This is a genomic window from Microcoleus asticus IPMA8, from assembly GCF_013179805.1.
GTDB lineage: Bacteria > Cyanobacteriota > Cyanobacteriia > Cyanobacteriales > Microcoleaceae > Microcoleus > Microcoleus asticus.
Genome location: NZ_SRRZ01000311.1, coordinates 1 through 1,077, shown reverse-complemented (window position 1 = coordinate 1,077; position 1,077 = coordinate 1). Strand labels below are relative to the sequence as shown.

Below are 1,077 nucleotides of genomic sequence, written 5' to 3'. Positions count from 1 at the left end.
TTAGATGCTAAAGAGTTTTTCAGCTTACAGGAGCTTCGGGAATACATAGAAGACAAATATGATGTTCGTTTCAAATCCCATCAAAGTTATTTTCAATTATTTGATGAAGCAGAGATTAGCTGGAAAAACACTCAAAAAAAGGGTAGTGCCAAAGATGTAATGATAGGAAAGTAGAGTTTCTTGTTGGTGTTTTCTAATCATGCCTGCTTGCCCAACCTGTGCGTCATGTCAAACGGTCAAAAATGGTCGCATCCACAACGGTAAACAACGGTTTAAATGCCATGAATGTGGGCGACAGTTCGCCCTTGCATCCGCAGAAAAAAGTAATTGATTCAGCTTGCGCGTGAACTGATTGATAGATTGTTGCTAGAACGGATTTCCCTAGCTGGAATTGCTCGTGCCACGCAGGTGTCTGAGCAGTGGTTGCTTTCCCTACGTCAATCAGAAATATGCCCTGGTGTCTCGCAAAGTTCAGGTGGCACAAAAAAAAAAGGGGAGACTAACGATGCAATGTGACGAGCTGTGGTCGTTCGTGGACAACAAGGGCAATCAACAATGGGTGTGGCTCGCCCTTGATGCAGACAAAGAGTGAAATTGTGGGTGTTTACATTGGCGCACGTAACGAAGTCGCGGCTCGTGGGTTGTGGAATTCCTTACCCCCACTCTATCGCCAATGCGCCGTTGCCTACACCGATTTTTGGGCAGATGGAGCCGCAGTGCTGCCAAGCAAACGACATCAAGCCGTCGGCAAGGAAACGGGCAAAACCAGTTACATTGAACGATTCAACAACACCCTTAGACAACGGGTGTCTCGGTTAGTGCGAAAAACTTTATCCTTTTCTAAGTCCTTGGAAAATCACATTGGTGCCATTTGGTATTTCATCCATCACTACAACACATCATTACTTGTTTAGCACTACCAAAAAAAGAATCCCAAAAAAAACGAGAAATTGGTAGAAACTCATAAGATAGAAATAGAGAAAATTTTAGAAGAAAACAGAGAAGAGATAGAAGCTGGAAGACTTGTGGTATATATGATCGATGAATGTCATCTACTGTGGGGAGATGTCTGTGGAT

General features: G+C 43.5%; 2 pseudogenes. Both read left to right on the top strand.

Going from position 1 to position 1,077, the window contains the following annotated elements:
* Positions 1–199: 199 nt before the first annotated feature.
* Positions 200–914: pseudogene (locus E5S67_RS32065) on the top strand (IS1 family transposase).
* Between the two features lie 6 nt (positions 915–920).
* Positions 921–1,077 (top strand): annotated as a pseudogene (locus E5S67_RS32060) (IS630 family transposase); the annotation flags it as partial.